This is a genomic window from Enterococcus sp. DIV0712, from assembly GCF_050554855.1.
In the GTDB taxonomy this organism is placed as follows: domain Bacteria; phylum Bacillota; class Bacilli; order Lactobacillales; family Enterococcaceae; genus Enterococcus; species Enterococcus faecalis.
This window is the reverse complement of record NZ_CP187333.1, coordinates 296,429-321,159: the sequence shown is the minus strand read 5'-3', so window position 1 is coordinate 321,159 and position 24,731 is coordinate 296,429. Positions and strand designations below refer to the sequence as shown.

Below are 24,731 nucleotides of genomic sequence, written 5' to 3'. Positions count from 1 at the left end.
ATCTCCTATCTATTTATTTTTCCTGAGCCCGTTGCCAAAAAAGCAAGGACTTCTTTTTGACTAAATTGATTACAATCACCATGGACAGTATGTTTTAACGCACTAGCCGCTGTCGCAAAATCAATGCAGGTTTGTGGATCATAGGCAGCTAATATGCCATGTAAAACCCCACCAGCAAACGCATCACCGGCACCGACACGGTCAACAATCGGTTGTAATCGATGACATTTGGACGTATAATACGCACCTTTGTACCATAGCGTTCCGATTAATTCATTATCTGTCGCTGAATGAACTTGACGTTTGGTTGAATAAAATACTTGAATGTTGGGATAACGTTCTTGCATTTTTCGGTAGTACCACGTTAATGCGTCTTCAAGTTCTTCCTCTGGTTCTGGAATCTCCAATAAATAACGAGCATCTAATACCCCAGCTGAACAAATATCAACAAATGGAAGAATGGCCTTCAATGCCACGCTCGCTTCTTTCTGGGACCAAAGTTTCCCTCGATAATTAATGTCAAAGCTTACTTGGCACCCTGCTTGCTTCGCTGCTTTAACTAGCGCAACCGTCATACTTTGCCACGTTTTTGATAACGCCGCTGTAATCCCTGAAATATGAAAGATCTCTACTCCTGAAAACAGCTCATGTAAGTCCCATTCCATTTCTTCGATTTGAGCAAAGCTTGAATAGGCGCGATCATAGACAACACTGGCTGCTCGTTCTCCTGTACCAGTTTCCAAGTAATATGTTCCTAGGCGTGTTCCGCCAGTTCGTACAAATTCCGTTGAAACCCCATAACGACTTAAATGCTTTTTGGCGGCTTCTCCTAATGAATTATCGGGCACTTTACTAGCAAAAGTCACTTGGTGGCCATAGTTCGCTAACGAAATCGCTACATTCGCTTCACCACCGCCGTAATGTACAGCGAAATTTTCTGTTTGTGCTACGCGTATTCCGACAGGCGTTGACAAACGCAACATGATTTCTCCCAATGTTACGACTTTCCCCATGTGCCTACACCCCTTTGATTGCTTGGAATTTTTCCATATAGGCTTGGGCAACCTCACGAACTTTTTCAAAATCCCCAGTTGCTGCTGGAGCTAACAGATTGCCACCAACACCGACGGCCGTCACACCTGCAGCGAACCACTCGGCCATATTTTCCAAACTGACACCACCCGTTGGCATAATATTTAACTGAGGCAATGGCGCTTTAAATGCTGAAATAACACTCGGTCCATAAACACTTCCCGGAAATAGTTTAATAATATCTGCTCCGCTTTTCAGTGCTTCTTTCATTTCTGTGATGGTCATACAGCCTGGCAAGTAAGGAACTTGATATAAATTGCAAATTTTAGCGGTTTCTTCATCGAAGCTTGGACTCACAATATATTCAGCCCCTGCTACAATAGCTAAACGAGCAGTCGTAGCATCCAAAACTGTCCCCGCACCAATGACTACGTCAGGATTCTCTTGGTATAACGCAACTAATTCCTGAATCACTTCTGTTGCTTGAGGAACAGTAAAGGTTAACTCAATCCCCCGCATACCGCCTGCTACAATGGCTTGACTAGCTTTTAGCGCTTCCTCTTTTGTCTTTCCGCGAACCACAGCAATCACGCCAGCATTTTCTAATTTTTGTAAAATTGATACTCGCTTCAACAGACTCCCTCATTTCTTATTTAGAAATATATATTTATTATAAAGAAATTCACAACTTCATTATACAGATAAAAAAAGAAAATGCAAACGTTTTTACAAAAATAAAAAAAGAAAGACAAACAAAAATCCTAATCGACTTTTGTTTGTCTTTCTTTTTCTACTATAATTTCGCTTCAATCGCTGCTTTTGTTGCCAAAAGGGCTTGATTAATCGTCGTTTTATTTTCCTCTGTCAAACGATATTTCGGCATGCTTACACTAAAAGCACCCGCAATTTCGCCATCTTTCATTAAAGATACTCCGCTACAGAAAATATCTTGTTCAATTTCTTCATCATCGTAAGCAACCCCCGTTTGTTGCACTTGTTTTAATTCTTTTTTCAAACGCAAGGGATTGGTAATCGTATTTTCGGTATAGGGAATTAATGTCTGCGTGTCTAAATATTGTTGCACTTGTTCTTCCGAAAATTCTGCTAAAACGGCTTTACCCATGGCCGAATTATACAAAGGTCGAGTAATTCCCACTTTCGAGGACATGCGAATCGTTTGATTTTTCGGTTCTAATTTATTGATATACAGAATTTCATTATTATTTAAAATCCCTAAATGAATGGTTTCATCGACCGTATTTTGAAGGTTTTCTAAATAAGGTACCGCAATTTCAGCTAAATCGATTTGCTCCACACTTTGATTCGCATAGCGAATCAATTTTGTTCCTAAGCGGTACGTCTTGTTCGTGTCTTTTTGAACATAGCCAATTAATGTTAAGGTTTCTAAAATTTTGATTGCCGTTGATGCCGTCATTTCGGTATTCTTTGCAATTTCCTGTAAGGTTTGATCGGGTTGTAAACTTAGACAGTCCATGATTTTAGCCGCTTTTAACAAGACTGTTCCGTAAGGTTTTGTTTCTTTCATCGAAACCCTCCTTTTCCATATAAGAAATTATATAGAAAAATAAAGAAATTGCAAGAAAAAAAGAACTCGAAGATTCATTCAGTAACGTTTTACTTTCACTTCAGGTCTTTCTCCCAGTCCTATTTCATTCTTATTTTCTTTTCTTTAACTCATCAGAAACATCTGCATCCTTAGGAATTAAAAGATACTCACTGACTTCTGTGGTTTCATTAAATACAACATATAATTTTTGTTCTTCATCGAAATCGCCCAAATCAATCGCTACGTAATTGGGACAAACTTCTGAGATACCATGAAACATTTGACTAAAGATTTTTTTCGTCATCTCCACATTACGATGCTGCTCTTCTGCTTTTTCCACCGCACTTTGTAACGTATATCCTTCATCTAAAAAACGCTTGATCCAATGCACTTTGACGACTGTATGTAACCGATATTTCCGTGGACCGTTTGCGTCTTTCGCAATGGAAGAAATATACCCTTTTTCTTCCCAATAACGAAGTTGACGTGGCGAAACTTCAGCAATTTCACTTAGTTCACTAATTCCTATCAACAAATTTTCTTCATTTAACAAACGCTGAATCATTTTTGACCACATTAGTTTAACTTCCTTTCCCTTATCCTTTCCTTAATTGTAGTTTTTTTTACACCTTTGTCAAGTAAGTTGACAAAGATTCTAATTAGTTGTAAAGTAGTTAATGCAATTTAATTTGAAACTTACAGAAAAAGGAGCGATATATGTGACTTCACAACAACCTGTGGATATTCACGGAAAACCTTATAACCGGTCGTTACTAGTCGGTGTTTTACTAATCGGAACATTTTGTACGATTTTAAACCAAACGCTTTTAACGACGGCCTTACCTACATTAATGAAAGAATTTGATATCTCAGCTTCAAGTGTACAGTGGCTAACCACTGGATTCCTACTTGTGAACGGCATTATGATTCCCATCAGTGCTTGGTTGATTAACAAATTCAGTTCAAAAAAATTATACATAACAGCGATGTCAACGTTCTTAATCGGAACCATCATCTGTTTTGTAGCGCAAGACTTCGGCATGTTATTGACTGGACGTCTTGTTCAAGCCGCAGGGGTCGGCGTATCTATGCCTCTTTTACAAACAATTATGCTTTCAATTTTCCCGCCTGAAAAACGTGGCGCTGCCATGGGCACAACGGGAATTGTTATCGGATTAGCACCCGCTTTAGGTCCAACATTGTCTGGTTGGATTATTGATTCTTATACATGGCGTGACCTTTTTGGGATGGTCATTCCAATTGTCGTTTTAGTCCTAATTTTAGCTTCATTTTTAATGAAAAATGTCATCCAATTATCTAATCCAAGTATCGATGTCTTATCGGTCATTCTTTCTACTCTCGGCTTTGGTAGCTTACTTTACGGCTTCTCAAGCGTTGGGGATAAGGGTTGGGGTAGCCCACAAGTCTATGGATTCTTAATTGTTGGTGCGATTGTTTTATGTCTTTTTACATATCGACAATTGCATTTAGAACAACCTTTCTTAGAATTACGCGTTTTTAAATCAAAAGTCTTTACTGTCGCAGCCATTTTATCTGGCGTAACCAACATGGCAATGATTGGTGCCGAAATGGTTTTACCTTTGTATATCCAAAATATTCGTGGCGAATCTGCCTTCCATTCAGGGTTAATGCTTTTACCAGGAGCGTTAGTCATGGGACTTATGATGCCAGTAACGGGTCGCATTTTTGATAAAATTGGTGCCCGTCGTCTTGCGATTACTGGGATGTTTATTTTAACAGCTGCAACGTTACCGTTTGCTTTCTTAACAAAAGCAACACCTATTATTTATATCATTGTCCTATATGCGATTCGGATGTTTGGTATTTCGATGGTCATGATGCCTGTGACAACTTCTGGCATGAATGCTTTACCAATGAATTTATTAAGTCACGGAACTGCTGTAAACAACACCTTCCGACAAGTAGCCAGCTCAATTGGAACAGCTGTTTTGATTAGTGTTTTAACAAATGTTACCAAAGACGGCTTACCTGCATCGGACTTATTAAAAACAGCCCCACTCACTTATCGCGACCAAGCAACAAACGCAACACTAAACGGTTATCACGCAGCCTTCTTCGTGGCAACAATCTTTGGCGTTCTCGGCTTGGCGATTACTTTCTTCTTAAATAAAAAAGAAGCGATGCCTGTTAAGGAAGTAGGTGCAATGAAATAATGATTATTTTCCTTTTAATCCTTTGCGTGTTAGGCTTTGCCTACACAAATGTATTTGGCCGAAAAGTTTGGCATAAATGCTGTATGGTTATTTTTGGTTTAGGGTTCTTAGCTTCGTTAAGTCTTATCGTTTTAAACGATAAAGATCATTTTGGTATGACCGAAGTTACTCAGGACAAAACGTTTGAACTAAAAAGCAGTAGTTCAAGCAAAGATGGCCCCAACATGTTATTGTACCAGCCGTTGGGCGATGGTTCCGAAAAAGTTTATTTATATAACACACCAGATAAAAAGAAACTACAAAAAACAGGAACGGAAAACGTCACAAACACAGTTCAAAAAGATGCTCAAAAATCCACATTAGTCCAAAAAACGACGAAATGGTCCTATCAAGAGTCCTGGGCCAAAACACTATTTGGCCTTGCTGACAACGATAACCAATTTGCAAAACAAGAAAACACCTTCAACATTGCTAGTGACTGGCTAGTTTTAAGTGCTGATCAAGCCAAAAAATTAGGTGAATATATGGAACAACATGCCGCTGATATCAAAAAAGAAGGGACTGAAACAGTTGGCAAAAAAATGATGGCTGCTATGATGGCGAATCCATCAATGTCCCAAGAAGAACAAGCGAAACTCACCGAACAATATACCAAAGAGTTTCAACAAGAATTGATTCAGAAAATTCTTAGTGACATGAAATAAAAAAAGGACTGCCTGAGAAACTTATCAGGCGGTCCTTCTTTTTTAATGATTAACCCAAATATAAATACCTTGTTCTTCTTTTTCAAGAACTTTTGTTTCCGAAAGCAAATTTCCTGTCACCAAATCATATCTGAGAAGCGTCTGACCAGCTAAAACCAACAACTGATTATCTTTCGTTGTATTTACACTATAAATCATAGATTCTTCTAATTCTTCCGTCTTTAACTGTCCATTAATATTTAAAAAATAACTTTCTTCCGTAGCAAGATTAACAATTGACAGCCCCACTTTCCCTAATGCATTTGGCTCGTGATCAATAATCAAATATTCGGACGTTCTACTTTTGTAAATTAGGTTAGGAAAATTCTCTGTCAATTGAATAAAACGTTGATTTTTAGCATCTAAACCCATTTGCATAATTCGATTATCTGGCACATTTTCATAACTTACTCGGTTTCTATGAGCCGTTATCGGCAAGTAAATTTGATTATTTACAATCACAGAAGAAGTAAAACCATAAACATACTCTGGGTTTGTATCTAAAAATATTTCGTCTGTTAATGTCAAATTTTCTCCTTCTTTAAAAATGAACAACATATTCTCATAAAGTTGTTTTTCTTTGTCTTCCTGACTAGCGACGACATATAGCTTATTGTGTGTTCCTGAAAATTGCGTAACTGGTGTTGTAGATTCATTAAACATGTATGAACTAACTGGATTCCCTTCAGTATCGAAAGAATATAAACGCTCTGCTTGAACAGTATAAAAATAGTTGGAGCTATAACCCGTACCAGTATAAGGATATTTTTCTGTCTTTCTTTTCAAAAGTTCTCCTTTAAAAAAATCAACACTCACTATAAATTCATCCTTAGTGCTGCTCAAAAGATCACCTGTTGAAAATAGTAAATAATGGGATTGTAATCTTCCTTTTGAAAACCCTGTTGGGACAATCTCTGGTAGATCCACACGACTTCGCTTATGTTTTTTGATGTCATTTTCAGAAAACATGAATGAATAAATCGCTTGGGTTGATAATACATAAAAATCTGTTTCTTCTTGCACAACAAAAGATTGCTTTTTTTCTTCTATCAATTTGTCTTTTACAACAAATAACATTATTCCAATACTAATCAAACTAAGAAATCCTGCTACTATTTTTTTCATATTTTCGTTGTATTTCTATATGTAATTGGCGCCTGAACTTTTTTAAACAATTGTCTTATACTCACTATATTATTCCCTAGACAGCTTTGATACCTTTCTTCTACAGTCCATTCTACATAACCAACCAACAACAGTCTAACCGTTTTTTTCATTTTCTCTCCTCCTATTAAAACAATATGCTTCCATTGTGACCATGCACAACAAAAGCATATCATTCAATCTTTTAACAAACAATCTAATTTCAGATTATTTGAACTGTTTAGAAAAAACCAAAAATATATCTTTTTAATTATAAATCGCTTTAATCGGATCCATCCTCGAAGCACCAATTGCTGGAATAATCCCGAAAAAGATACCTGTGAAGACCGAAACCAATGTTGAAATGGCAAAGATGGACGGCGTAATAATTGGCGTAATCGAAATATACCCACCGACCACAGTTGCCAATAAGTAGCCGCAGCCGACACCAATCAAACCACCAATCAATGTGATAAACGCTGCTTCCATTAAAAATTGGAATAAAATGACTCGTGGTTTAGCACCAATGGCCCGGCGAATCCCGATTTCTCGTTTCCGTTCCGTAACAGACACATACATGATGTTCATGACGCCAATTCCCCCGACTAATAGGGAGATTGCAGTAATTGCCATCAGAAACATTGTCATACCCGTGACCATTTCTTCCATTTGTTGTTGGAGTTGTTGGTCTTGGTCGTTTTCTTTAAACGTTCCTTTCACTTCAGGATGATTTTCACTTAAAATGGTGATTGCCTGTCCTAAAATTGCTTCACGGTCCGCTCCCTCACGAACCTTAATATTGATGCCACTAATTGCTTTTGTTTTTGCTAATTTATTGTATGATTCTCGAGAAACAAAACTGCTCATAGCAGTTGCCCAATCATCGTTCATACCCAAACTATCTAAATCTTTTGGTGCTAAAATACCAATCACCTTGTACATATAACCACCAATTGAAACAGCTTTTCCAATGAGTTGGCTAGGATCATCAAGCCGAATTTGCGCTTCAAAGATATCATGATTTAAGACAATCGCATCTGTATTTGCATCGCTCGGTTGAAAATCACGACCATATAAAATATCATTCTGCCCTTTAGTCGACGTAATGGATAAATTCGCTTGTGCCCCAAAATAATCCATTGGTACAAACAAATTGTCTCCGCCCCCCATCATTGATTCACCATATTGAGGATAAATACTTTCAATTCCTTGAATGTCTTGTAATTTTTTCAAGTCCACTCGGCTAAACGTATAATCTGGCTCTTCATAGGACATAAAATTGTCACTGCTACCATCCGACATTGTATAATGAATCTTCAAAACATCCGCGTTCACTGCACTGGATGCCTTCACAACTTGACGCTTCATCCCTTCACCTAGCGCAGAAATCGTTACGACTGATGTAATCCCAATAATAATCCCGACCATCGTTAAAAATACCCGCAACTTATGCGCCTTTAAGCTTAAAAAAGTACTAACAAATAAATTAGCAATCATCTAATCACCTCTTCTTCCAAAAAGCGACCATCTTTCATATGAATCACTCGTGAGGCATATTTTTTCATATCTTCATCATGTGTCACCATGACAATTGTTTTGCCCTGTTCATTCAATTCTTTCAATAATTCCATGATTTCTGTACCCGTTTCACTATCCAATGCCCCAGTCGGTTCATCAGCCATAATCAATAATGGATCATTCACCAAGGAACGAGCAATGGCTACTCTTTGTTGCTGTCCTCCAGAAAGTTCAGTAACTTTTGATTTGGCTTTTGTTTCCAAACCGACAATTTTTAGGTATTTTTCAGCAATCGCTTTTTTCTCAGCGCGGCTTTTTTTCCCTTCATAAACACAGGGCAATTGAACATTTTGACTAACATTTAAGGAATTAATCAAGAAAAATTGTTGAAAAATAAACCCTAGATATTCATTGCGAAAGGCTGATTTTTTATTTTCAGACAATTTTGAAACATCTGTTCCTGAGAAATGATAACTTCCGTCTGTTAAGCGATCCAAGAAACCAATAATGTTCATCAGCGTTGTCTTACCGCTACCGGACTTCCCCATGATTAAAATGAACTCTCCTTGATGGATAGTCAAGTTCAATTCTTTTAAAACATGTAGTTTTTCCTTACCTACTGGATAGAACTTGTTAATGCCCCGCAATTCAATGAGGGGTTGATTTGTATTGTTTGCTTCCACCATCAAGCCCTCCTATTTCGACGCATCAGTCATTGATTCGTTGGTTGCTGATTCATCAGAAGCAATCGCTGCATCTGATTCCACAATATCACCGACTTTTACTGGTTTTTTTGAAGAAATAACCACTCGGTCGGCTGATTCTAAGCCAGATTCAATCGCCATTTTGTCGCCATTTTCTTGCCCGACTTGGACATCACGACGAATGATGGTTCCAAAATCATTCACTAAAACGTAGGCCTGTTCACCCTCTTTTTGAATCGCTTTTTTCGGTAACTCAATCGCCCCTAAATCGCCTAAATCAATGGTTGCTTGCATATGGTAACCATTTTTGACTTTGTCTAAATTGGCCAACGCAATTTTGACGCTATAACTAGACATCGTCGTGCCGCCCTCTGGATTGCCACTCGCGGCATCGCTGTTGCCTTCAGGAGGATTATCATCGATATAAGAAATTGAGCCATCCACAACCACATTGTTGGAAACAGAAGTTAGTTTAGCTTTTTGCCCAACACTAATTTTAGTCAAGTCCTTTTCATTCACTTTCCCAGCTAAATAAAGATCTTCTGAAGTTAACCGTAAAATCGGTGAATTGGCATCTTTTACTTCTGGAATTGATACGCGACCTTTGAAATTAGCCTTTGTGGAAATATATTGCTTCGCTCCTAAATCCGCTAAGGTTTCATTGGTAAAGGTAATCTCTTCATCTACCGCATCGACTTCTGTTTGATATTGTTCATTTAAATCATCACCAGATATCGTGCGGTCTTCTTCTTTAGTTTTATTAAATTTATCAATGGCCCGATTCCACTTATTATAGATATTCGCCCGCTTCGTTTCTAATTTGGCTAAGCTATTTTGTTGTGCCTCAATTTCTTTTGTGACCGCCTCATCTTCATAAGTAAATAATTCTGTGCCTGCATCTACGACATCGCCGTTTTTCACCTTAATCTCTGGATCCTTTGTTATTTTTTGATCGCGCGCAAAGGCTTCCATTTGTTCCGGTTGGATGACACCGTTAATATAAATTTGTTGCAAGTCGGGAACGTCAAAATAGTCAATTCCCCAGTCATCTTTAGGCGCTTGCTTGACAGCTACTTGTTGTGCATTTTTATTTAACGCATTCACAGTTACGATGCCCCCAACCGCAATTACCGCAACTGCCCCCAATATAATTATCGTTTTCTTCTTCATTTTCTTCGTTTCATCTCCTCATTCTGTCTATTTTCCCAACAAACTAAATTGCTCGGTCGTTCACTTATAACTATTTAACCATGCTTGAATTCAAGAAACAAGGGAATTTCTCTAGGCCTTTAGTCTGATTTATTTCATTTTTGTTCATTTTTTTATTTATTTCACGACAATAAATAACCATTGTTGGGTCTTTGTATTTCAACAATCTAAAAAGGTTATTTTTATGTTATTTATAACTAAACTATGCGCAATCGAGATTTTTTGCTTCTTTTTTTATTTAAGGTACACTAGAAGAAACAATTGAAAGTGAGGGCTTGCCATGAAAGTCATTATTTTTGGCGGTAGCGGTTTTTTAGGTCAACAAATCGCAAAAATTTTAGTCCAACGCCAACATCAAGTCATCAGTGTTTCACGTCATGGAAAGCCTGCCACGCTCTCCGCATCTTGGAGCCACCAAGTGCAGTGGGTATGCTCCGATGTTACTCGTGACACGAATTGGCAAGAACAAGTCCAGCGTGCTGACTGGGTCATTGATACAGTAGGTATTTTATTTGAAAATCCACGAAAAAAGAAAACCTATCAACGGCTAATTCTGACGCCAGTGAAAAAAATCAGCTCTTTTTTAGCACAACAAAAAAAGCCAGCTAAGTTTTTATTTATTTCAGCCAATACTGTTCCTTTCCCTTTGAGAAAATATATGGATGCCAAATTGGCAGCGGAGGAACTAATCCACCAAGAAGTCGCCGAAGCAGTGATTTTTTATCCTAGTTTACTTGTAGGTCAAGAACGTACCGGCACCATACTTTTTAGTAAATGTATTTATTTTTTTAAGAAAATCCCCTTTTTAAAGAACTTATTTATTGGCTATGATCCTGTGCCTGTGGCAGAAATGGCACAAGAAATTGTTCACGTTTTAGAAGGCGGCAATTCTATTTACACACACAGAAGGACCCGTTAACAAGTTATCTCCCAATCGTCTCTGTCTAGAGGCGGTTTTTTTGTGTTACAATACAACTGTTCGAAGGAGAGAAGAAGCATGAAAAAAATTGCCATTATTGGCGGCGGCATTATCGGAATGACGTTAGCTAATTATTTAGATCCACAAAAATTTGACATTACCGTTTATGATGAAGGGCTCGGCCAAGCGACTAAAGCGAGCGCTGGGATTATTTCCCCTTGGCTATCCAAACGTCGGAATAAGAAATGGTACCAATTAGCGCGAGAGGGCGCTGCCCTATTTCCAAAGCTAGTCAAAGATTTTCAGCTGACGGAGGATATTTATCGTCAATCAGGGACAGTCATTTTGCGCCCGGCAGCCGCTTTGGCAGACTTAGCCCATTTGGCAGAAGAGCGTAAGCAAACTGCACCTGAAATTGGAGAAATCACGATGTTGTCAGCGGTTCAAACAGCGAAGTTCTTACCGCTACTTAAGGAAACTCCCTCACTTTTTATTTCTGGTGGCGGTCGCCTAGATGGACCAGCTTATCTAAACCATCTTCAGAAACGCGCCGAAGCTAAAGGGGTCACTTTTTGTTCACAACGGGCGCACTTTCGACAACTGAATCAAGGGTGGGAAATTGTCACAAATTCAGAAAAAAAGAGCGTTGATTTTCTCGCTTTAACACCTGGTCCTCATTTAAAGGAATTACTCGCTACTTTAAATTTATCTGTGGACATTCGTCCCCAAAAAGGACAATTGTTAGTTTTCGAGACCCCTTTTACAAATAGTCAGCAATGGCCTGTTGCTATGTTAGATGGCGAAGCCGATTTAATTCCTTTTAATCAAGGAAAAATTTTATTAGGTGCCACCCACGAAAATGAACAAGCCTGGGATTTAAAAGAGACTGCTAGCGCTTTTAAACAACTAACTTCTGGGACTGCGCCATTTCTAAAAGAAGCAGAGCAGCTTTTTAAGCAACCCATGCATTACCGCGTTGGTACACGTGCTTATACATCCGATTTCGCTCCGTTTTTTGGCCCTTTGCCAGAAATGCCCCACCTTGTGGTTGCTAGCGGACTTGGTTCATCAGGACTCACTACTGGCCCATTCATTGGTTACCAATTAGCTGAATACTTCAATACAGGTGTCTTCAAAGGAGAGCTTTATCAAAAACCACTTAGTCAATATGTTAAAAACAACCCCTCACTTTAATCAGCGAGCGGTTGTTTTTTCCCTTTAATTAAGAAATGTGAAGTATCTTGGTAGAAGGATTTTGTTATTATGCTACTTGTGGTCGCGCATAGCGTTCTACGTTTTGTTTAATATTTTTAACCGTTTCTGGATCTTCAATGCCCGTTACTTCAGCGATCACTGTATCAACGCTTTCTTGGTCAAGCATTTCCTGTAATTGACGGCTTTGTTCATCTTCTGGATCATGATAATTAAAAACAATACCAATCATTGCTAATAAATGCGGCGACACTAGATTGCGTTCCTGTAATTCACGGATTGGTCGAATAAACCGTTCTTGCGCACCTAATTTTCTGATTGGTGTCCGTGCTACACGTGTAATAGCATCTGAAATATATTTATTTTGGAAACGTTGAATAATTTTTTCAATATAGGCTGCATGTTCTTGTTCATCAAAATTCCATTTGGCCACTAAAAGTTTACCGGTTTCCTGCAAAACTGATTTGAGTTGTGCTACTACTAAGGCGTCCTGCATCGCTTCGTCAATGGTTTGATAGCCTAACAACGCCCCTGTATAGGCAACTGTAGCATGGCCAGTGTTTACACTAAATAATTTTCGTTCAATATACGGCTCTAAATCAGCAACGTAATGAACGCCTTCTAACTGAATCTCTTTGGCTTTTCGGTTGGTATCATCAATGACCCATTCACAAAAAGGCTCAACTTGAACAAAAAGTGGGTCTTCATGTTTTTGTAATGGAACAATCCGATCAACCGCCGCATCAGGAAAACCAATCCATTGTTCAGCATAAGCTGGGTTTTTCAAATATTTGGCCACTTCTTCTGCTAAAAAGGTTGAACCACCAATCATATTTTCACAAGCGATAATATCCAGCGGCTTTTGACAATTTGCTTCGGCACGTGCATCAATTCCTTGAGCAATTAATTCAGCAATTCTTGGTAAAATATTAGGACCAATTGCCGTCGTGACTAAATCGGCTTCCGCAATTGCTTCTACTACTTTTTCTGGTTCTGTCATGTTATTTAACCCGGTCACATTTTCAACGTTAATTTGTTGATGTGAGGCATCGGCCAATTCAATTGTATAACTTTTACGTTCTTTTAACGCTTGAATGATGGTTTCATTAACATCCACAAACGTAATATGAAACCCGTTTTTAGCTAAAATTTCGCCGATAAAGCCGCGTCCAATATTTCCTGCTCCAAAATGTACTGCGTTCATTCTTATTCTCTCCTTTAAGCAATGGCTAAATTTTCTGTTATTTCTTCTTTACTTAATGCATCGGCAAGTTGCACCACGTTATCCATATCACTACAATAAAGTGCAATTTGTTGGACTAATTGCAAATGTTCTTCACCGACTCCGGCAATCCCAAATAATACGGTAGCAATTTTTTCATCTTCTTCGGTGCCAAAATTAACGCCTTCTGGGACTTGCACTACACAGATTCCTGATTTTTTCACTAATTTTTTGGCTTCTTCTGTTCCATGAGGAATGGCAATAAAATTCCCCATATAAACAGATAGCAATTGGTCTCTTTCAATCATTGCTTCGATATAAGCGGGCTCAACACAGCCTGCCTCGACTAGTTTTTCGCCGCAAAAGCGAATAGCTTCTTCTTTTGTATTAAACTGTTGATTTAATTCAATTGAAATATTCGTAAGATTTTCCATTGTTTTCTTCCTCTCTAGGCACTTTCTTTTAAGAGCGAAACCACTGTTTCATATTTTTGGGGATTAACCATACTTTTTACTGATAAGTGTGTCGCTTTCGGGGCTTTTTTACGGGCTTGTTCCGTTAGTTCAGCTTTTGTGACAATTAAAGCCTGTGTTTGTTGAGTTAATTCATTAATATTAATTTTTCGAATCGGCATTGAAATTTTCTCTTTATCTAAAATTTCTTCTAAGACTTTCATTCCCATCGTTGCTGACCCGACACGATCATCGTGAACCAAAAGAATCTCATTGACATTTGCTAAATCTCCCTCAATTTCAGAAGCAGGTGTTGCTTTGGAGGCTGTTGGTTGTGCGTCATTTTTTTCTTTGGTACCTGATAGTTCAGCCACAATTTCATCATAACGTGGTGAGTTCAAGAAGTTTTCAACTGCTACAAAGGTTGCATTAGGTGCTTTCTGTTTGGCCCGTTCTTGCAATTCCGCTTGTGTGACAATCAATGTATTTCCCTCATCGGTCAAATTATTAATGGCCCGATTCGTCACAGTTTGTACTAAACCAGCCTCTTGGACCTTTTTCCGTAAGATAGACGCCCCCATTGCACTAGAGCCCATCCCAGCATCACAAGCAAAAATAATTTGTTGAATTCCTGATAATGAAGCACTACCATTTGCGACAGTTAATCCTTTTGATGCTGCTTTAGCAGCTTGGGTTTCTTTCACTTTTTGGGCAAATTCATCACTTTCTTCTTTCGCATCTGCTTTTAAAATGACTGCGGATACTGCAAAGGAAACAGCAGTTGCTGCCAAAACACCTAAAATAACTGGTAAGTAAGAACCCATTGGTGTCATCGCTAAAATAGCTATAATGGAGCCTGGGGAAGCGGGCGCACGTAAACCAGCATCTAACGTTTGGAAAACCAAACTACCTGTCGCGCCACCTGCAATAACCGATAAGAATAATAACGGTTTCATCATTACATATGGGAAGTAAATTTCGTGGATACCACCAAGGAAATGAATAATTATTGCTCCCGGCGCAGAAGATTTTGCCGCACCTTTTCCAAAAAACATAAATGCTAATAAGACACCTAACCCAGGACCAGGGTTTGCTTCTAATAGGAAAAGAATTGATTTGCCAGCCGATAAGACTTGTTCTGTCCCTAAGGGTGTTAAAATGCCATGATTAATCGCATTGTTTAAAAAGAGCACTTTTGCCGGTTCAATAAAAATACTCGTTAATGGAATCAAATGAGCATTTAAAATGATTTCCACACCACGTGCCATTGCAGCAGTCAGCGCATCGACAATTGGGCCAATCGCTGAAAAACCAAGTAAAGCTAACGCAAAACCAATTAATCCAGCTGAAAAATTGTTTACTAACATTTCAAAACCAGCTTTAATCCGATGTTGGAAATACTGATCAAATTTCTTAATTGTAAAGCCACCAAGTGGACCCATAATCATGGCACCTAGCATCATCGGAATATCGGTTCCCACAATCACGCCCATTGTCGCAATTGCGCCAACTACGGCACCGCGATCACCTGCTATTACTTTCCCACCAGTGTAGCCAATTAATAATGGAATTAAATAGGTCAACATTGGGCCAACCATCGTGGCAAAGGCTTTATTTGGCAGATATCCATCTGGGATAAATAGCGCTGTCAAAACGCCCCACGCAATCAACGCCCCGATATTGGGCATCACCATGCTAGATAAGGTACTGCCAATTCTTTGGACTTTTGCTTTAATTGATACTTTATTTTTTTCTGGTACTTGTTCCATTTTTATTCCCCTTCTCTCAAGTAACTTTTCTTGTTGACTAAATTGTATCCGCTTTCCAAATCTGGAAAAAGTCGTACTTTGGCACAAACCATTGTGCCAAAAGTTGAAAGAAAAAAGCACGTGTTCTCTAGTTACGAAAACCAGAAAACACGTACTTATTCCATTTATAATAATTTCAATAATAAATGAACAACTTTTTATGCTATACTCAAATTGGCGACTTGCCTCGAAAGGAGGTGCATCACATGTACGAGATTGTCACAAAAATTCTTGTGCCGATTTTTGTCGGGATTGTCCTGAAACTTGTAACCATTTGGTTGGAAAAACAGAACGAGGAATAAACAAGTTGCTTCCAGCCGCTGCTGTCTAAACAGCAAAAAAAGACACCCTACTACTGATAGGGTGTCTTTTTAGTGCATCCATGCACGACTTTGTCACAAGTTACCTTAAATTTATCATAGGGCCTATTTTTTGTCAAGGAATCTTCTTATCTTTTTTGTTTAATCTCTTAAATAAAAATATTTTAATTTTTATTATAAAATTATTTCAATAATTATTGAACATTTCAGAATGAATTGATTTTTTACTACCAATTTTTTTCAGACGTAACTTTAGGCTTGAGCCAGAATTTTTTGCGCTTCATCTATTGTTCGACAATCACTGAGCCGCTGAATGTTTTCGAGATCTGAACAGAAAAAAGCTAATTCTTGAAGCATGCTTAGTTGCCGTTGACTTTTTAGAGCAACGACAAATAACAAAGTAGCTATTTTTCGATCTGCTTCCGTACCAAAGTTGACCCCATCAGGCACTTGAATAAAGCAAATCCCTTCTTTTAAAACTTGTTCATCTTGTCCTTCCGCATGAGGCAATGCCACGAAGTTACCGATATACACACTGACTTTTTGTTGACGTTGATACATTGCTTTGACATAGTCAGGCGTGACCAACTGATTTTTTAGCAGTAATTCACCAGAAGCTGCAAGTGCTTCCTCCCAACTAGCATACGATTGATTCAACATTATTTGCTCCGCTGTAATTTCAAACATCTCTCAACACCTAGCCTTTCATTTCTTCAATTAATAATGACGAAAGCAACTGATAAACAATGGCTTCATTTCCTGAATGAAAAATTTCTGTATTTAAATCATTCATAATAATCGCACCACTGATTTTTCCTAAAATTTTCCCGATTGTTTCATCAATCGGCATCGGCGCTAGCATGAGTAACATACGTTGTAACTGCATCGGCTTTTTATCCATCCCTTCAATCATAAGTGGCTGGGCCAGATTAAAAATACAAAAAACAGGCTGTGTCACTGCTGTACTTGAGGTATGGAATAAGGCCATTTCCGTCTGAGGAATCCCAATAGGCGCTTGCTCGTAACGTTTCATCAATTGCTGACAGACGATTGCACTATCGGTGATTAAATCTGCGGAAAGTTGCGCGAGAGCTTGTTGAACGGTTTCTGCTAAATCCGCTTGATTATTTAAATCTGCTATGAAAAATGTTTCTAATAGTTTACTAATTTCTTCCATGAAAGCGACCACTGTTTCGTAGCTTTCTTCGCCACCTATTTTTTTCACAGGCGCTTTCCTAAGCGAGCGTTTTTCGTGACTAATCCGCTTAAACTCTTCTTTCAATTGGCGGATTTCATCGTCTAAAAGTAACGGTGAGATCAATTTATATTTACCATTGTATCCTGGTAATAACGAAGTGGAAATCACTAAGTCATAGTTTTCCTCAACATTCACCTTACCTAAATCCGCAATCCGAAAAAAATGAATCTGGTTGATAAAAGGAAAGTAGCGCCGTAATCGCATTTCTAGCATACTTGTCGAAGCCAAACCGCTAGGAGAAAAACCAGCAATATCAACTTCCATAATTTTGGGACTCCGTTCTAAAGAATTAGCAAAATGAAGCACCATGTAGGCAATTTCCTCTTCCGATAGATTCTTTTGCGGAAAAATTTGCGGCAACGCTTGGCGTAAAGCCGCAGCTATTTCTTGATATTGATTCATAATCCGTTCTAAAATGGGATTCGTTAAATCTTCTTCTTGTAAAACCGCCCGAGAAAAAACACCTGATAAATGCGTCAACAACATTTTATACAAATTGGTATCTTCGAAAAAATTAACTTCCGTTTCTTGACTTACTGCTTCAATCAGTTGTTTCACTTCATAAGCCAGCTGAGTGTCAAAATGTTCATCAAAAAAATCTTCATCAAAAGAATTAGAAAAATCACTTAATAAGCTAGCAAAAAAAACAATCTCACTGACAGCGTATAGTTGTTTCGTTTCAGCAGCGACTTTTGAAAAAAGTCGTTTAGAACAATTTAGAAAGGCCTTATTCATCTGCCCAGTATAGGTCTCATCAGCTAAATAAAAACCTGCAGTGACCCGATCCATCGCAATTGTTAACATTAAAATCAAATGTTGTAATTTGCGATCACTTAATGCTGGAAATAAAGTTTCTACTTCTGGCTGAACAATTTTTTGTGCAAATGCTAAATGTTCTGCATGAATAAACTGAAAGAAAAAATGGTCGTTTGTTGTTAATTCGGTAAAATGAAAAAATTGGTACTCATTAATTTCCATACTTAGAATATTCGCCATTAGAAGACGGCGATATTTTTCAGAACCAGTCACTTCATAACCTTGATTCCGAGAAATCGTCAACGGAATCCGAGCAATCCGTGTTTCTAATTGTTTAATATCGGCATAAAAAGTCGTATTACTAATACAATACGTTTCCAGAAAATAATGCATAGAGACTGGCTCTTTTGTTTGAAGTAATGTCAATAAAATCGCATGTTGCCGCGCCAAAGTAGAAAGTTCCTGTGTCTCTTCTCCTAAAATAGCAGCCTGAATTTCCGTCATCGCTGCTTCATCTGCTTGAATCGAAAAGCGCCCACGAGCTACTTTTTCCAACGTCGCGCCCATCGATGCTAGCGAGGTTTCTAAATTTTCTAATTCACGATATACCGTCCGGCGGCTAACCTTTAACAAATTCATCATGCGGTTTACTGAAACGGGGGTAGGACTATTCACTAATTCCGTTAATAGAACAGTTTCTCTTGTCGTTAAAAACATCTATCAGCTCCTCCTTCCAGCCATTCTTGATACTCTTTCTTATTCAAAAAACTAGTAACTACGTATAAATTTTGTTGCGTTAGATCTAAATGATAGGCTTGCGCCAGTTCACGAGTCACTACGTAGGTTGTCTCCTTGGTAAAAAAGACTGTTTCCAGTGGCTCTTTAGATACTTCAATCGCGACTCCTTGTTTCGCCGCTTGTTGCCGCAATAATTCCATTCCCATTGTTTGCGATCCTCGAACATTCTCGGCATATAAAAAAACAAGCTTCTGTATTTGTTTGGTCGGGTTCGTTCCAGTAGACTCTGAACCAAGTGAAGATTGCTCTTGAGAAGAAGCAGTCAGTTTGGCTAAAACTTGCGGGTAATAGGATTTAATTTCTAAAAAATTTTGAACACTCACCATATCCTTTTCTGGGACGTACTTTTGTGCTAACTGTTTCAATTCTGCTTGAATTACCACTAATGTCTTTGGCTGCCACTTCATCTGATGAACGGACTGGTAAGTCACAGGCATCTCCAAGTCCACAGCTTTTAATTGTCGGCTTAGTAAACTAGCCCCCATGGCACTTGAGCCCATTCCTGCATCACAAACAAATAAAATTTGCTGATAGTTAGGTGTGACTGTTTCCACTTGGTCTTCCTCCTTCATCTTTATCATTGAAACTGGTTCAATTCCTCGTTGACGTTTTAATAACAAGCTTGCTATTGCAAAAGAGCACAGAAAGCTAACAAAAATTCCACTAAAAACCGCCAGCCTCGCATCAGTCGGGGCATTGGCTAAAATCGCAACCAATGAACCTGGCGAAGCTGGAGCACTTAGCCCCACATTAAATATTTGAAAAACAAGCGTACCACTCATTCCTCCAGCAATTACTGCTAAAAATAAGCGCGGGTCCATCAAAACAAACGGAAAATAAATTTCATGAATGCCCCCAATCAGTTGAATCATGGTGGCACCTCCTGCTGTTTTTCGTTGTCCTACAGACCCAAACAGCAGAAAAGCAACCAAAACGCCCACGCCTGGTCCAGGGTTTGTTTCCAATAGAAATAAAATGGACTGACCTGTTTGACTAGCACCTTCTAAACCTAGAGGCGTTAATAAGCCATGGTTAATCGCATTATTAAAAAATAACACTTTTAAGGGCTCTAAGAAAACGTGAACCAATGGTAAAAGATTGGCTTCAATTAACCAAGAAGAAAATTGATACAGCCAAAAACTAGCGCTTTCAACAGCCGGAGCTACAACCAGAATACCAAAACAGCACAGCAGTCCTCCCACAATTCCTGCTAAAAAGTTTTTAGTCAGCATCTCATAGCCTTCTTTAACTTTCGGTAAGAGAATTTGTTCAATTTTGGCGAAAGTATATCCTGCTAAAGGGCCAATAAACATAGCACCAAACAACTGTGGAACATCTGTGGAAACAATCACGCCCACTGTCGCAATAGCAGCAACAACGCCGCCACGTTGTTCCTCGAACATTTTTCCGCCTGTAAAACCAATTAAAATCGGTAAAACAACTCGAATCATTATCGTTTCGACTTCAGAAAGAGCTAGCCGTAGATTCCCTGTCGTATAGCCAGCCACCAAAGACAATAAGCTCCACGCAATAAAAATACTCAAATTTGGCATAATCATCCCACTCAAACGATGACCAAAACGACGTAAATAGGGAGTTACTTTCACAAACTTATGTTTAAAAAAGAGCGAATGCATTTCTTTTTCCTTCATATTCCTTGTCCCTCGCTCTCTATGTAGATAATTAGAATACTTCTATTATATGAAATTTCACAAAAAAATAGTATAGATTTTTGTAAAATAATTCTTTTATACACCTCACAAGAGAATCCGTTTACATTAATAGAAAAAACTTTTATACTAAAAGAAAGAAACTCTTCGGATTGGAGGCCAATTATGGCAATCAAAGCAATTGTAATGGATATTGATGGTACCTTGTTAACTTCAGAAAAAAAGATTTCACCAAAAACGCGACAAGCACTAGTAGCTGCACAAAAACAAGGCCTCTCACTGATTTTGGCTTCTGGCCGCCCGACTAACGGTATGCGGCCCTTAGCAGATGAATTGGAGATGGCTCATTATAATGGACACTTACTTTCCTATAACGGCGCTTGTGTCACCCATCACGGCAGTCAGCAACAACTATTTAACCAGACAATTTCAAAATCATTGAGTCAACAAATTTTAGAACATTTGAAACAATTTGACGTAATTCCAATGATTAATGATGAAACATTTATGTATGTCAATGATGTTTTTCATAACACCTTACATTTAGAGCCTGGTGATTTTAATATTATTGAATATGAATCACGGGGCGGCAACTTTCAATTATGTGAGTGGCATGATTTAGCCGCCAGACTAAACTTTCCCTTGAACAAAATTTTAATTGCTGGTGAACCCGCCTATTTACAAAAATATCATGAGGCCATCTACGCGCCTTTCAAAGAAACCGTCACCGCTGCTTTTTCCGCTCCTTTCTATTTTGAATTTACCGCTAAAAATATTGATAAAGCGCGTTCTTTAGAAAAACTAACCCTACAGTTAGGCATAACTGCTGAAGAAGTAATTGCTTTTGGTGATGGTCACAACGATTATACAATGTTGGAATGGGCCGGCACGGGAATTGCTATGGAAAACGCCGTTGACGAGCTTAAAAGCATCGCAACGGAAGTCACTTTATCCAACGACAATGACGGCATCGCTGTTGCATTAGCCAACTTTCTTTAAGATCGTTGGTTGATGCAAGCGTACGCCGTCATTTTTTATTGCCTATTCAAATGTCGTGATTTTTTCTGGTGCTAAACGAACAGATTCATAACCAGTTTCCATGCCCTTACCCACAGATAAAATCATTACTGGGACATAGCGCTCTTGATCTAAACCAAATGTTTCGGCTAATTTTTCCGCTTCAAAACCACCGATTGGATTTGTTTCATATCCGTGAGCTCGGGCCACTAACATAAATTGCATAGCTGCTAAACTCGCATCAATTTTTACGATGTCATTCATTTGTTCTCTACTTAAACTTTCATAATGGGGAATAATGGCTGCTAATTGTTGGTCCCGCACTTCCTTAGGCATTTTACCACTAGCATAGGCTTGATTGTAAATTTCCTCTCCTCGCTCATGGCAGTTTAGATCACCAAAAATTAAGAGCATTGCAGAAGATGTTTCATTTTGACGCGTATTAAAGCGAATTAAGGGTTTTAATTTTTCTTTGCCTGCTTCACTTTCCACTACGACAAAACGCCATGGCTGCATGTTAACAGAAGAAGGGGCAGTGGTCGCTTCTTGAATCATTGTTAACATTTCTTCATGAGAAATTTTATGGGTTTCATCGTACACCCGAACCGATTTGCGGCCAAAAACAATCTCTGAAAAATCATTCGTTGTATATGTTGTCATTCTATCATACCTCTTTCGTTGTAATGCTTTGATCTAGTTTTGTCAAAAGTTCTTTTAACTGGCGACAGTCGTCCTTTGTAAATGTACTGGGAATAATTTCTGTTACCGTTTGTTGCTTGGCTGTACATTGCTGTAGTTCTTGTTGTGCTTTTTCTGTTAAATGCACTAGCACTTCCCGATTATTTTCTGGATTTCGCTGTCGTGTCACATACTGTTTCTCTTCTAAAATTTTCAAATGGCGAGTGACCGCACCACTATCGATTTTTAAGTGTTCTTGAATCTCCGTTTGAAGACACGGCTGACGTTCTTTTAAAATCATCAGCAACTCATAACGAGTCAAACTCAAGCCAACTTGCTCTTCAAAAACTTTGGTAATTTTTTGATCTAATACCTTTAACTGACATAATAATTGGCTGACTTCCCGTAATGATAACGACATAGTTTCCTCCTTAAAAAGATGACTCGTCAACAATTGACTAGTCAACTATAACTGTTTCTTTCTAAAAATGCAACCTTTTTTACAAGAAAAATAGAACAATTGACAGGGAGAAACTACAGCATTCCCCATCAACTGTTCTATTTTAATCAATCTATTTTTCGGTAACAGGTTCTGCTGATAACCGCTTAATTCCTAAACCAGTAAATGCACTGACCATTGAGAAGACAGGCGATAATAAGCTAAAGAAAACAAATGGTAAGTAAGTCAACGTTGGTACGCCAAAGGTCCCCGCTACGAAGCTACCTGCAATCCCCCAAGGAATGAGGTAGTTAATAACCGTCCCACCATCCTCCAAGGTTCTGCCTAAAACAGTCGGATCCAAACCTTCTTTTTTGTAAACTTCTTTAAAGGCATTCCCTGGTAAAATAACCGATAGGAATTGTTCACCAATAAAAATATTTACGCCAATTCCTGTTAATAACGTTGATAAAATCAATTTCGGTGTACTGCTCATTTTCTGCGAAACAACTTCCATGACCGCAGAAATCAATCCTAATTCCATTAATAAGCCACCTAGAGACAACGTTAGAATAATAAGTGCCACAGTCGGCATCATACTCATAATCCCGCCACGACTTAATAATTGATCAATTTGTGCGTTCCCCGTTTGAGAAACAAACCCATTTTCCAACGTGTTTCCTAATGCCTGCAACGATACTTTCGGATTTTGAATAATAATCATAATTACTGCCACAATAATGTTCAACAAAATCGTGATAATCGCTGGAATTTTGCGCCAGGCACAGATTAACATTAAGGCTAATGGTAACAATGACCAAATTGAAATGGTAAAGTGGTCTTCCAATACTTGAATAACTTGAACTACTTCTGTCAGACTAGTATTCGCGTACGTTTGTCCTAAAATCATAAACAAGATTAAAGAGACGATAAATGCTGGTACAGTCGACCACATCAAGTTTTTTATATGTTTAAACAAATCCGCTTCAACAATCGCTGCGGCTAAGTTTGTTGATTCTGATAAAGGTGACATTTTATCACCAAAAACTGAACCAGAAACAATCGCCCCCACAACTAAAGCAGGATTTAACCCTAAGGTACTGCCAATACCGAAAAAGGCAATTCCAATTGTTGACATCACTGTAAAAGCACTACCTACTGCACTGCCGACAATCGCACAGACAATAAAAACTGACGGCACAAACCATTTAACACTAATCATTTTAAAACCAAAAACCATAATCGTTGGAATAATTCCAGCTTGAATCCAAACGGCAATCAATGCCCCCACTAAAATGAAAATAAAAATTGGAATAATTCCTGGCTTCAAGCCATCAACAATCCCTTTATGCATTTGATCAAATGGTACTTTACGAAACATTGCGTAGCCTAAAATCAATGCAATCACAAACAAAATAGTAATATTTGGCGATATCTTTAAGCCAATTACTCCTGTTGCAATAGCTGCCACAATAATTAATAATACGATACTTGCTTCTCGAACACTCACGGTCTTCTTTTTCTGTTTTTCTTTCATTTCGTTACTCTCCTCTAATCTTTTTTCTGAATACTCTGACATTAAAGGATCTTATGATAACGAATAACCCCTCCACAACTCATTGAAAACGCCTCCTAAAGCTACATAAAAAGAGAGATTCATCCTTAAAGAATAAGGACGAATCTCTCCGCGGTACCACCTTAATTAGAAGCTTACTTGCTTCTCGCTTATGTATTATGTAATTGTTACTACTTATTAGTGTAATTCACAAATAGACTTGATCGATTCGCAGCAACCATCGACTTTCTGAACAAAACATCTATTTCCTACTGGGCTAATAATTTATGAATCTCAATATACCAAGAAGAAACCGACTTGTCAACGAAAATAGTATAAAAAATTTTTTCACACGCCAACAAAAATTACTTTTTCTTTTTGTAAAAATAGAAAGAGGTCGGGACAGCAGCGTTTAACTCCGAGAAATAAGAAGGAATTTCCGAAAATTGTTCTTTAATTTTTGGAGACCAAGTAGGTATTGTTCATCATCGAATCACTACGTTCTTCGTGATTCTC

At 38.3% G+C, this 24,731-nt stretch carries 24 protein-coding genes and 1 other annotated feature; of the genes, 6 read left to right on the top strand and 18 right to left on the bottom strand.

Annotation, left to right across the window (positions count from 1 at the left end; all coding sequences use genetic code 11):
• Positions 1 to 5: 5 nt before the first annotated feature.
• The 4 genes from IGL42_RS01625 to IGL42_RS01610 all read right to left on the bottom strand — a co-directional run bounded on the left by IGL42_RS01625 (position 6) and on the right by IGL42_RS01610 (position 3,176).
• Complete coding sequence (locus IGL42_RS01625; protein WP_002389690.1) at positions 6 to 1,013, bottom strand: sugar kinase; 1,008 nt, start codon at positions 1,011 to 1,013, stop codon at positions 6 to 8.
• A gap of 4 nt (positions 1,014 to 1,017) precedes the next feature.
• The gene (locus IGL42_RS01620; protein ID WP_002367887.1) at positions 1,018 to 1,665 is read right to left on the bottom strand and encodes a bifunctional 4-hydroxy-2-oxoglutarate aldolase/2-dehydro-3-deoxy-phosphogluconate aldolase; all 648 of its coding nucleotides are present in this window, start codon (positions 1,663 to 1,665) and stop codon (positions 1,018 to 1,020) included.
• 160 nt (positions 1,666 to 1,825) lie between these two features.
• Positions 1,826 to 2,578, bottom strand: coding sequence for an IclR family transcriptional regulator (locus IGL42_RS01615; RefSeq protein ID WP_002355294.1), 753 nt, complete (start codon positions 2,576 to 2,578; stop codon positions 1,826 to 1,828).
• A gap of 130 nt (positions 2,579 to 2,708) precedes the next feature.
• Complete coding sequence (locus tag IGL42_RS01610; RefSeq protein ID WP_010710821.1) at positions 2,709 to 3,176, bottom strand: MerR family transcriptional regulator; 468 nt, start codon at positions 3,174 to 3,176, stop codon at positions 2,709 to 2,711.
• Positions 3,177 to 3,276: 100 nt separating this feature from the next.
• Here IGL42_RS01610 and IGL42_RS01605 point away from each other — a divergent pair, with 100 nt between their 5' ends.
• Positions 3,277 to 4,794: an MDR family MFS transporter gene (locus tag IGL42_RS01605; RefSeq protein ID WP_002385351.1), complete on the top strand. Its 1,518-nt coding sequence runs from the start codon at positions 3,277 to 3,279 to the stop codon at positions 4,792 to 4,794.
• Positions 4,794 to 5,498, top strand: coding sequence for a DUF4811 domain-containing protein (locus IGL42_RS01600; protein WP_002355291.1), 705 nt, complete (start codon positions 4,794 to 4,796; stop codon positions 5,496 to 5,498). The genes IGL42_RS01605 and IGL42_RS01600 overlap by 1 nt, the downstream gene beginning before the upstream one ends.
• 42 nt (positions 5,499 to 5,540) lie before the next feature.
• Here the strand turns inward: IGL42_RS01600 and IGL42_RS01595 are convergent, their stop codons facing one another.
• The 5 genes from IGL42_RS01595 to IGL42_RS01575 all read right to left on the bottom strand — a co-directional run bounded on the left by IGL42_RS01595 (position 5,541) and on the right by IGL42_RS01575 (position 10,072).
• Positions 5,541 to 6,662, bottom strand: a complete 1,122-nt coding sequence (locus IGL42_RS01595; RefSeq protein ID WP_010710822.1) for a hypothetical protein — start codon at positions 6,660 to 6,662, stop codon at positions 5,541 to 5,543.
• Positions 6,659 to 6,814, bottom strand: a complete 156-nt coding sequence (locus IGL42_RS01590; RefSeq protein ID WP_010709202.1) for a hypothetical protein — start codon at positions 6,812 to 6,814, stop codon at positions 6,659 to 6,661. The genes IGL42_RS01595 and IGL42_RS01590 overlap by 4 nt, the downstream gene beginning before the upstream one ends.
• Before the next feature lie 133 nt (positions 6,815 to 6,947).
• Positions 6,948 to 8,177 (bottom strand): ABC transporter permease, encoded by a 1,230-nt coding sequence (locus IGL42_RS01585; RefSeq protein WP_002355288.1) that lies wholly within the window; start codon positions 8,175 to 8,177, stop codon positions 6,948 to 6,950.
• Positions 8,174 to 8,884 (bottom strand): ABC transporter ATP-binding protein, encoded by a 711-nt coding sequence (locus IGL42_RS01580; protein WP_002397014.1) that lies wholly within the window; start codon positions 8,882 to 8,884, stop codon positions 8,174 to 8,176. The genes IGL42_RS01585 and IGL42_RS01580 overlap by 4 nt, the downstream gene beginning before the upstream one ends.
• A 9-nt stretch (positions 8,885 to 8,893) precedes the next feature.
• Entirely contained in the window at positions 8,894 to 10,072 is a 1,179-nt protein-coding gene (locus tag IGL42_RS01575; protein WP_002361175.1) for an efflux RND transporter periplasmic adaptor subunit, read from the bottom strand.
• Between the two features lie 319 nt (positions 10,073 to 10,391).
• Between IGL42_RS01575 and IGL42_RS01570 the strand changes: the two genes are divergently transcribed.
• Both IGL42_RS01570 and IGL42_RS01565 read left to right on the top strand, forming a co-directional pair.
• A complete protein-coding gene (locus IGL42_RS01570; RefSeq protein ID WP_002358396.1) occupies positions 10,392 to 11,030 on the top strand; it encodes an NAD(P)H-binding protein in 639 nt (212 codons plus the stop codon).
• Positions 11,031 to 11,108: 78 nt separating this feature from the next.
• The gene (locus IGL42_RS01565; protein WP_010710823.1) at positions 11,109 to 12,224 is read left to right on the top strand and encodes an NAD(P)/FAD-dependent oxidoreductase; all 1,116 of its coding nucleotides are present in this window, start codon (positions 11,109 to 11,111) and stop codon (positions 12,222 to 12,224) included.
• A gap of 67 nt (positions 12,225 to 12,291) precedes the next feature.
• Here IGL42_RS01565 and IGL42_RS01560 read toward each other — a convergent pair whose 3' ends face one another.
• The 3 genes from IGL42_RS01560 to IGL42_RS01550 are packed head-to-tail and all read right to left on the bottom strand — an operon-like array spanning position 12,292 to position 15,685.
• The gene (locus IGL42_RS01560) at positions 12,292 to 13,446 is read right to left on the bottom strand and encodes a mannitol-1-phosphate 5-dehydrogenase (protein ID WP_002355280.1); all 1,155 of its coding nucleotides are present in this window, start codon (positions 13,444 to 13,446) and stop codon (positions 12,292 to 12,294) included.
• Between the two features lie 14 nt (positions 13,447 to 13,460).
• Positions 13,461 to 13,898 carry a PTS sugar transporter subunit IIA gene (locus tag IGL42_RS01555; RefSeq protein ID WP_002355279.1) on the bottom strand — a complete coding sequence of 146 codons (438 nt, stop codon included), beginning with the start codon at positions 13,896 to 13,898 and terminating at the stop codon, positions 13,461 to 13,463.
• 14 nt (positions 13,899 to 13,912) lie between these two features.
• Positions 13,913 to 15,685 carry a PTS mannitol-specific transporter subunit IIBC gene (locus tag IGL42_RS01550; protein ID WP_010710824.1) on the bottom strand — a complete coding sequence of 591 codons (1,773 nt, stop codon included), beginning with the start codon at positions 15,683 to 15,685 and terminating at the stop codon, positions 13,913 to 13,915.
• A gap of 245 nt (positions 15,686 to 15,930) precedes the next feature.
• Between IGL42_RS01550 and IGL42_RS01545 the strand changes: the two genes are divergently transcribed.
• The gene (locus tag IGL42_RS01545) at positions 15,931 to 16,026 is read left to right on the top strand and encodes a type I toxin-antitoxin system Fst family toxin (protein WP_015543884.1); all 96 of its coding nucleotides are present in this window, start codon (positions 15,931 to 15,933) and stop codon (positions 16,024 to 16,026) included.
• A gap of 270 nt (positions 16,027 to 16,296) precedes the next feature.
• Here the strand turns inward: IGL42_RS01545 and IGL42_RS01540 are convergent, their stop codons facing one another.
• Genes IGL42_RS01540 through IGL42_RS01530 form a run of 3 tightly spaced genes read right to left on the bottom strand, consistent with a single transcriptional unit; the run spans position 16,297 to position 20,508 of the window.
• A complete protein-coding gene (locus tag IGL42_RS01540) occupies positions 16,297 to 16,731 on the bottom strand; it encodes a PTS sugar transporter subunit IIA (protein WP_002358391.1) in 435 nt (144 codons plus the stop codon).
• A gap of 10 nt (positions 16,732 to 16,741) precedes the next feature.
• Positions 16,742 to 18,775 carry a BglG family transcription antiterminator gene (locus IGL42_RS01535; protein ID WP_002361171.1) on the bottom strand — a complete coding sequence of 678 codons (2,034 nt, stop codon included), beginning with the start codon at positions 18,773 to 18,775 and terminating at the stop codon, positions 16,742 to 16,744.
• Positions 18,766 to 20,508: a PTS transporter subunit EIIC gene (locus IGL42_RS01530; protein ID WP_010710825.1), complete on the bottom strand. Its 1,743-nt coding sequence runs from the start codon at positions 20,506 to 20,508 to the stop codon at positions 18,766 to 18,768. The genes IGL42_RS01535 and IGL42_RS01530 overlap by 10 nt, the downstream gene beginning before the upstream one ends.
• Positions 20,509 to 20,691: 183 nt before the next feature.
• Here IGL42_RS01530 and IGL42_RS01525 point away from each other — a divergent pair, with 183 nt between their 5' ends.
• Positions 20,692 to 21,525, top strand: a complete 834-nt coding sequence (locus tag IGL42_RS01525) for a Cof-type HAD-IIB family hydrolase (RefSeq protein WP_010710826.1) — start codon at positions 20,692 to 20,694, stop codon at positions 21,523 to 21,525.
• Between the two features lie 42 nt (positions 21,526 to 21,567).
• On the opposite strand, the gene IGL42_RS01520 is transcribed toward IGL42_RS01525, so the two are convergent.
• The 3 genes from IGL42_RS01520 to nhaC form a co-directional block, all read right to left on the bottom strand.
• On the bottom strand, positions 21,568 to 22,203 hold the full coding sequence (locus IGL42_RS01520) for a nitroreductase family protein (RefSeq protein WP_002358386.1): 636 nt from the start codon (positions 22,201 to 22,203) through the stop codon (positions 21,568 to 21,570).
• 4 nt (positions 22,204 to 22,207) lie between these two features.
• Positions 22,208 to 22,642: a MarR family winged helix-turn-helix transcriptional regulator gene (locus IGL42_RS01515; protein WP_002362972.1), complete on the bottom strand. Its 435-nt coding sequence runs from the start codon at positions 22,640 to 22,642 to the stop codon at positions 22,208 to 22,210.
• A gap of 151 nt (positions 22,643 to 22,793) precedes the next feature.
• Positions 22,794 to 24,239, bottom strand: a complete 1,446-nt coding sequence (gene nhaC / locus IGL42_RS01510; RefSeq protein ID WP_002383673.1) for a Na+/H+ antiporter NhaC — start codon at positions 24,237 to 24,239, stop codon at positions 22,794 to 22,796.
• A gap of 89 nt (positions 24,240 to 24,328) precedes the next feature.
• Positions 24,329 to 24,504, bottom strand: a binding site (T-box leader).
• Positions 24,505 to 24,731: the final 227 nt, after the last annotated feature.

What these genes read in the sequence shown, in the direction of transcription:
- IGL42_RS01605 (WP_002385351.1), top strand. Translation starts at nt 3,277, where the DNA reads ATGCAATTTAATTTGAAACTTACAGAAAAAGGAGCGATATATGTGACT.
- IGL42_RS01515 (WP_002362972.1), bottom strand. Translation starts at nt 22,642, where the DNA reads ATGTCGTTATCATTACGGGAAGTCAGCCAATTATTATGTCAGTTAAAG.
- IGL42_RS01570 (WP_002358396.1), top strand. Translation starts at nt 10,392, where the DNA reads ATGAAAGTCATTATTTTTGGCGGTAGCGGTTTTTTAGGTCAACAAATC.
- IGL42_RS01550 (WP_010710824.1), bottom strand. Translation starts at nt 15,685, where the DNA reads ATGGAACAAGTACCAGAAAAAAATAAAGTATCAATTAAAGCAAAAGTC.
- IGL42_RS01520 (WP_002358386.1), bottom strand. Translation starts at nt 22,203, where the DNA reads ATGACAACATATACAACGAATGATTTTTCAGAGATTGTTTTTGGCCGC.
- IGL42_RS01580 (WP_002397014.1), bottom strand. Translation starts at nt 8,884, where the DNA reads ATGGTGGAAGCAAACAATACAAATCAACCCCTCATTGAATTGCGGGGC.
- IGL42_RS01610 (WP_010710821.1), bottom strand. Translation starts at nt 3,176, where the DNA reads ATGTGGTCAAAAATGATTCAGCGTTTGTTAAATGAAGAAAATTTGTTG.
- IGL42_RS01530 (WP_010710825.1), bottom strand. Translation starts at nt 20,508, where the DNA reads ATGAAGGAAAAAGAAATGCATTCGCTCTTTTTTAAACATAAGTTTGTG.
- IGL42_RS01575 (WP_002361175.1), bottom strand. Translation starts at nt 10,072, where the DNA reads ATGAAGAAGAAAACGATAATTATATTGGGGGCAGTTGCGGTAATTGCG.
- IGL42_RS01560 (WP_002355280.1), bottom strand. Translation starts at nt 13,446, where the DNA reads ATGAACGCAGTACATTTTGGAGCAGGAAATATTGGACGCGGCTTTATC.
- IGL42_RS01540 (WP_002358391.1), bottom strand. Translation starts at nt 16,731, where the DNA reads ATGTTTGAAATTACAGCGGAGCAAATAATGTTGAATCAATCGTATGCT.
- IGL42_RS01555 (WP_002355279.1), bottom strand. Translation starts at nt 13,898, where the DNA reads ATGGAAAATCTTACGAATATTTCAATTGAATTAAATCAACAGTTTAAT.
- IGL42_RS01625 (WP_002389690.1), bottom strand. Translation starts at nt 1,013, where the DNA reads ATGGGGAAAGTCGTAACATTGGGAGAAATCATGTTGCGTTTGTCAACG.
- IGL42_RS01525 (WP_010710826.1), top strand. Translation starts at nt 20,692, where the DNA reads ATGGCAATCAAAGCAATTGTAATGGATATTGATGGTACCTTGTTAACT.
- IGL42_RS01565 (WP_010710823.1), top strand. Translation starts at nt 11,109, where the DNA reads ATGAAAAAAATTGCCATTATTGGCGGCGGCATTATCGGAATGACGTTA.
- IGL42_RS01585 (WP_002355288.1), bottom strand. Translation starts at nt 8,177, where the DNA reads ATGATTGCTAATTTATTTGTTAGTACTTTTTTAAGCTTAAAGGCGCAT.
- nhaC (WP_002383673.1), bottom strand. Translation starts at nt 24,239, where the DNA reads ATGTCAGAGTATTCAGAAAAAAGATTAGAGGAGAGTAACGAAATGAAA.
- IGL42_RS01535 (WP_002361171.1), bottom strand. Translation starts at nt 18,775, where the DNA reads ATGTTTTTAACGACAAGAGAAACTGTTCTATTAACGGAATTAGTGAAT.
- IGL42_RS01545 (WP_015543884.1), top strand. Translation starts at nt 15,931, where the DNA reads ATGTACGAGATTGTCACAAAAATTCTTGTGCCGATTTTTGTCGGGATT.
- IGL42_RS01615 (WP_002355294.1), bottom strand. Translation starts at nt 2,578, where the DNA reads ATGAAAGAAACAAAACCTTACGGAACAGTCTTGTTAAAAGCGGCTAAA.
- IGL42_RS01600 (WP_002355291.1), top strand. Translation starts at nt 4,794, where the DNA reads ATGATTATTTTCCTTTTAATCCTTTGCGTGTTAGGCTTTGCCTACACA.
- IGL42_RS01590 (WP_010709202.1), bottom strand. Translation starts at nt 6,814, where the DNA reads ATGAAAAAAACGGTTAGACTGTTGTTGGTTGGTTATGTAGAATGGACT.
- IGL42_RS01595 (WP_010710822.1), bottom strand. Translation starts at nt 6,662, where the DNA reads ATGAAAAAAATAGTAGCAGGATTTCTTAGTTTGATTAGTATTGGAATA.